Origin of the sequence: Microcoleus sp. AT3-A2, from assembly GCF_036705685.1 — a bacterium.
Taxonomy (GTDB): Bacteria; Cyanobacteriota; Cyanobacteriia; order Cyanobacteriales; family Microcoleaceae; genus Microcoleus.
The window spans coordinates 1-5,682 of sequence record NZ_JAUBVF010000116.1 but is presented as its reverse complement, the minus strand read 5'-3'; the positions used below and the strand labels follow the sequence as shown (position 1 = coordinate 5,682).

Sequence of the window (5,682 nt, the reverse complement as noted above, 5' to 3'; positions counted from 1 at the left end):
TAGTCATTAGTCATTAGTCATTAGTCATTAGTCATTAGTCATTAGTCATTAGTCATTAGTCATTAGTCATTAGTTATGTGTTACTTGTAGCAACTGACAATCCCTAACTGACAACTGACAACTGACAATCGCCAACTGACAATCGCCAACTGACAACTCACTACTCAGCTATGATTCACTCTAGCCAAATTACCAACAATCCAGACGCGGTTTACGCCCAACCGAACCGCACTTACGATCGCACCCCCCGCCGGGGAAAGCACAAAATATTTATCGGCATGGCCCCCGGTGTCGGCAAAACTTTCCGAATGCTGGAAGAAGGACACAGGCTCAAATCTGAAGGCATTGATGTGGTAATTGGACTGTTAGAAACTCACGGGCGGAAAGAGACAGCAGCTAAAGGCGAGGGACTAGAAATAGTGTCCAAAAAACAAATGCTGCGCGGCGAAAAAATGCTCTAGGAAATGGATACGGATGCTGTCATAGAACGCCGTCCTCAATTAGCATTAATAGACGAACTAGCTCATACAAACATTCCTGGTTCTCTGCGAGAAAAACGATATCAAGATGTCGAAGAAATTCTCAAAGCTGGGATTGATGTTTTCTCCACCCTCAACATTCAACACATAGAAAGTCTCAACGATTTAGTAGCTCGAATTACCGGAGTTGTAGTGCGAGAACGAGTGCCCGATCGCGTCCTCGAAGATGCTGACGAAATAGTCGTTGTCGATGTCACGCCGGAAACTTTAGAAGAAAGGTTGCTAAAAGGCAAAATTTATGCTCCCGAAAAAATTGAACAATCTTTAGAAAACTTTTTCCAGCGCCGCCATTTAATTGCTTTGCGAGAACTCGCCCTGCGAGAAGTCGCAGACAATGTGGAAGACGACGCAGCAACTTTAAAAGGTCAATCTTGCAACATTCACGAACGAGTTTTAGTGTGCATCTCGACTTATCCGAATTCCTTACAACTGCTGCTGCGGGGCGCGAGGATTGCTAGCTATATGAATGCCCCGTTTTATGCTCTGTTTGTCAACGATCCAGACCGATTTTTAACAAAAGCAGAAAGCTTGCACGTAGAAACTTGTGAGAAACTCTGTAAAGAATTTAATGGGCAATTTTTGCGGGTAAACGGCACTAATATAGCCAAAGCGATTTCGGAGGTAGCTGAACAGTATCGCATTACTCAAATTGTGATCGGCGAAAGCCAGCAATCGCGCTGGAAATTGTTGCTGCGGGGTTCTTTGACTCAACAGTTAGTGCGATGCTCAAACACGTAGATTTGCACATCATCGCTACCGAAAAAGTCAGTAGTCAGTAGTCAGTAATCAGTAGTCAGTAGTTGTGAGTTGTGAGTTGTTAGTTGTTAGTTGTTAGTTGTTAGTTATTAGTTATTAGTTGTTAGTTATTAGTCATTTAGCATAAAAACTGCAACTTTTGGAGGATAGCTGAATCTAGCGGGCGGTGGATGCGCCCGAAGCTTTTACCTGTTAGGATCGCACTTGGTAAACCTGATTAAAAGTGCGATCGCTATGGTGGATATTTACATTTTCGACTTGCTCGCTATTGGCATCCTCCTGTTGACCGTCACCTTGGGTTCTGGATGGATTTCGCGATTCCCTGTATCTTATGCCTTAATTTATCTAGTTGTCGGTATCGGATTGGGGCCCTACGGCTCCAAGCTGATTAACTTGCGTCCCGAAGCTCAATTTATAGAAAGACTTACAGAATTTGTAGTTATTGTTTCTCTGTTTAGTTGTGGCTTAAAAATGAACCGCCCGCTGAAACTTTGGGCTTGGAATTCCACAGCGCGGCTGATCGGTTTTTTAATGCCAATTTCTATTTTTGCGGTTGCGGCTGTCGGTCATTGGTTTGTGAAATTAGATTGGGGCCCAGCGATTTTACTTGGAGCAATTCTCGCTCCCACCGATCCAGTTTTAGCCTCAGAAGTTCAGTTAGCTAATCTAGACGATCGCGATGAATTGCGCTTTGGTTTAACATCAGAAGGCGGTTTAAACGATGCTTTAGCTTTTCCCTTTGTTTATTTCGGGATTTATGCGCTAAAAGATGACAACTGGCAGAACTGGTTTTCGCAGTGGGTAGCAGTTGACTTGATTTGGGCGATTGGCGCAGCTATCGTTATGGGAATTTTAGTAGCTAAAGCCGTCACCTGGATCGATCGCCGACTCCAACGCTATCAACCAGCAGATCAATTAATGGAAGATTTCATTGCTCTCAGCACAATCCTGATCACATATTCCCTCACAGAAGTAGTCAACGGCTACGGATTTCTCGCAGTTTTTGTAGCAGGAATTGTGGCGCAGCGGACTTATTGCGACACAGAAAAACCGCTTTCCCAACTGCACTTTACCGAGCGCATAGAAAAGTTAATGGAAGTAGCAACTATTTTACTATTAGGTTCGCTTTTGCGCCTAGAGCCTATGTTGGCATATGGAGGATACTCGCTCTTAGTAGCTGGATTGTTGATTTTTTTAATCCGGCCTCTGGGAGCTTGGATTAGTACGATCGGCAGTCCTTTGCATCCCGCCAGCCGCTGGCTTTACGGTTGGTTCGGCATTCGTGGTGTGGGTTCTATCTATTATCTTACCTATGCTTTCGGTCACGGTTTGAAAGGCGAAACCGCCGAAAAAATTGCCTGGATTACTTTTACAACGATCGTAATTTCTGTGATTCTGCACGGCATTACTTCCACGCCGTTAATGAACTGGTACGAGCGCCGAATCAAACCTAAAGTACCGGATTTAATTTAATTAATTCACGCAAGTCATACAGATTGTATGCGATATTTGTAGGGACACGGCGCTGCCGTGTCATTACCCGGATATGCGAATTTCACGAAATACTCTAAACAGGTTTCACCCCAACTAATAAAGCGAGTTCCCGCCACTTCCAATAACAGTCTGCATCTGTAAAACCAATTTCTCTAAACCAGCGCAATTGCGTTTCCACATCCAGCAATTTATTAGAGGGATCGTCTGGTCGATCGCCCATACCGACCACCTCTAGAAATTTCTGATGCAAAGCCTCTGTTGCGGACGCTACGTGCTCGAAATTGCAAAAAATGCCTCCGGGTTCCAAAAGCTCGAAAATTTCGGTGTAAAGCGAACGTTTGCGATCGTCTTCTACGTGGTGAATTGCCAAACTAGAAACAACTGCATCAAACTTGCCCAAATCCGGCAGCGAGTCGTCGAAATTGTGCTCGATTACCGTAACATTTTTGTCATCAGCAAAACGAGTTCTAACTTTTTCCAACATTGTAGGTGAAAAGTCGATCGCCACACATTCAACATTCGGGCGATCGCACTTTAGCAAACCCAACAAACGCCCGTCTCCCGTACCCACATCTAGAATTCGCTTGACAGTTTTCGGCACTTCCCCCAAAAGTACCGCTTCACCTTCAGTGCGCTGAGGAACGCTATCAGCCTTAGCAAGATACGACAAAGCGTGTTCCGCAGAAGTCCAAAGATTGACTTGACTCCTTATTTTTTAATCCTCATCAATTTCGCCGTTTTTATGCGTAAAAATCCAACCATTATTGTTAGATTTCGCGATTAAGTAGGGTGTGCAATGCACAACTTACTACTATGAGTCAGCTTTCGCCCCAGCTAATAAAGCGAGTTCCCGCCACTTCCAATAACAGTCTGCATCTGTAAAACCAATTTCTCTAAACCAGCGCAATTGCGTTTCCACATCCAGCAATTTATTAGACGGATCTTCGGGTTCGTGACTAATACCCAGCGCCTCTCGAAATTTATCGTGTAAAGCGGGAGTTGCGGACGCTACGTGCTCCAAATTGCAAAAAATACCTCCCGGTTCCAAAAGCTCGAAAATCTCAGTGTAAAGCGAACGTTTGCGATCGTCTGCTACATGATGAATCGCAAAACTAGAAACAACCGCATCAAACTTGCCCAAATCTGGTAGCGATTCATCAAAATTGTGCTCGATTACCGTGACATTCTGGTCATCAGCAAAGCGAATTCTGGCTTTTTCCAGCATTGTCGGCGAAAAGTCGATCGCCACACATTCAACATTTGGTCGATCGCACTTTAGCAAACCCAGCAACCGTCCGTCTCCCGTGCCCACATCCATAATTCGCTTAACATTTTTCGGCACTTCCTCCAACAAAACCGCTTCACCTTCAGTGCGGTGAGGAATTCCATCAGCTTTAGCAAGATACCACAAAGCGTGTTCCGCCGAAGTCCAAAGATTCACTTGACTCATAAATTTTTAATCCTCATAAATCTCTCATAAATCTAGCCGTTTTTGTGCGTAAAAATCCAAGCATTACCGCTAGCTTTGGCAATTAAATCATCATCGGGATAATTGGCCCAATCACCATCAGTGCGTGAAGCGAAGCTATCCCGAAGGGAATCGCCAATTTCGAGATAAACAACATCTGCATTAGAGTGGTTGACTAAATGATTCCCATCTGCGTCCCCCGCCGGAAAACCCGCCGCCATAGCCGGTTTCAGCACTTGCTCTCCCGAATTTGTAATCAGAGTAACTTCCCCTTACAGAACATAGATTAACTCATCTTGCCGGCTGTGCCAATGCCTGAGAGCAGAACAAGTTCCCGGCGCAAGTCTAACCAGATTTACCCCAAAATTTTGCAATCCAGCAGCATCGCCCAAGCGTTTTTTAACTCTCCCCAAAACAGCAGCGTTGAATTGCTCAGGGTACTTGGAACCGGTAACTTACGGCACATTTTTAGGAGCGATAATCATATATTCTAACCCTCCCATCTATGCTTACAAACTACTCAAATCCGAGCTTACTTTTTCGGAATTCCAATAGCTCTTAATGCAATACCGGATAATCCAGGTACTGTATCATCCTAATCTACTTTTCCGCGATAGCTTCGCAAGTACCTCAAATTTTATGCTATTTTCTTGCGAGTGCGATCGGCACTGACAGCGAATTGTTGCTGAACGTATCGATGAGCTTCTCCTGTCTTTGGAATAGAAAGTCCTTGGCTATCCCGTAAATAGTTTCGCGCTTGAATGAAAGCTGCATAGTAGGATCTAATGATAAGCTATTGCACATTTAAACTGTGATACAAGAAGCATTACCATTGTTTTTGATTATTAGCTCCCCTTTAATTATTACTTGTCCTTCAATTGAAAAGCTATGCAATAAATACTCTAGCTCTTCAATTGATGTAAAAAATCGATGGAAATATATTTTTTTCTCGAATGCCATACTAATTTAATTAAGTTATGGTCGGGGCTGTATTCGGAGATAATAGAATCGGTAGTGCCCTGAAGGAAAGGTTCAAGATCATAAAACAAAACCGAATTCAAAAAAAAGTAGGTATCTAGAGTTCTAAACTAGCATTATAATGATGTAGAAAACTCCAAATTGCAGCAATATGATTTTCCAATTTTTTAGATAAGGATAAGCTCTTTCTCACCAACCCTTGATACTCGTTGTCGAATGGTGCAGTTAAATCGCTCGATATAGCTGGTACAACCACTATCGAGAGTCTAAACTATAATGACGTTTACTGGGCAATACAGAATCATAAGCACTCCAATGGTCAGTATAAACTACAGCACATTGACGGTAAACAGGTGGCATGGAATTCCATAACAATACTCCGGACAGTTTTTAAAGAGGGATGCGATGCCTTCGGCAACCAATGCTTACGCAATAAGGCAGAGAAGT

Annotated in this window: 4 protein-coding genes and 2 pseudogenes; 2 read left to right on the top strand and 4 right to left on the bottom strand. The window is 43.5% G+C overall.

The window, feature by feature from the left end:
* Positions 1 to 170: 170 nt before the first annotated feature.
* Together QUB37_RS29025 and QUB37_RS29020 are read left to right on the top strand one after the other, a co-directional pair.
* Positions 171 to 1,318: pseudogene (locus tag QUB37_RS29025) on the top strand (sensor protein KdpD).
* Between the two features lie 181 nt (positions 1,319 to 1,499).
* The gene (locus QUB37_RS29020) at positions 1,500 to 2,768 is read left to right on the top strand and encodes a sodium:proton antiporter (protein ID WP_333168635.1); all 1,269 of its coding nucleotides are present in this window, start codon (positions 1,500 to 1,502) and stop codon (positions 2,766 to 2,768) included.
* Between the two features lie 94 nt (positions 2,769 to 2,862).
* On the opposite strand, the gene QUB37_RS29015 is transcribed toward QUB37_RS29020, so the two are convergent.
* From QUB37_RS29015 to QUB37_RS29000, 4 genes and pseudogenes are all read right to left on the bottom strand, one after another.
* Positions 2,863 to 3,459: a class I SAM-dependent methyltransferase gene (locus QUB37_RS29015; RefSeq protein ID WP_333168634.1), complete on the bottom strand. Its 597-nt coding sequence runs from the start codon at positions 3,457 to 3,459 to the stop codon at positions 2,863 to 2,865.
* Between the two features lie 141 nt (positions 3,460 to 3,600).
* Positions 3,601 to 4,239: a class I SAM-dependent methyltransferase gene (locus QUB37_RS29010; protein ID WP_333168633.1), complete on the bottom strand. Its 639-nt coding sequence runs from the start codon at positions 4,237 to 4,239 to the stop codon at positions 3,601 to 3,603.
* 32 nt (positions 4,240 to 4,271) lie between these two features.
* Positions 4,272 to 4,493: a hypothetical protein gene (locus QUB37_RS29005; protein WP_333168631.1), complete on the bottom strand. Its 222-nt coding sequence runs from the start codon at positions 4,491 to 4,493 to the stop codon at positions 4,272 to 4,274.
* 839 nt (positions 4,494 to 5,332) lie between these two features.
* Positions 5,333 to 5,607, bottom strand: a pseudogene (locus QUB37_RS29000) (IS1 family transposase); the annotation flags it as partial.
* Between the last annotated feature and the right edge of the window lie 75 nt (positions 5,608 to 5,682).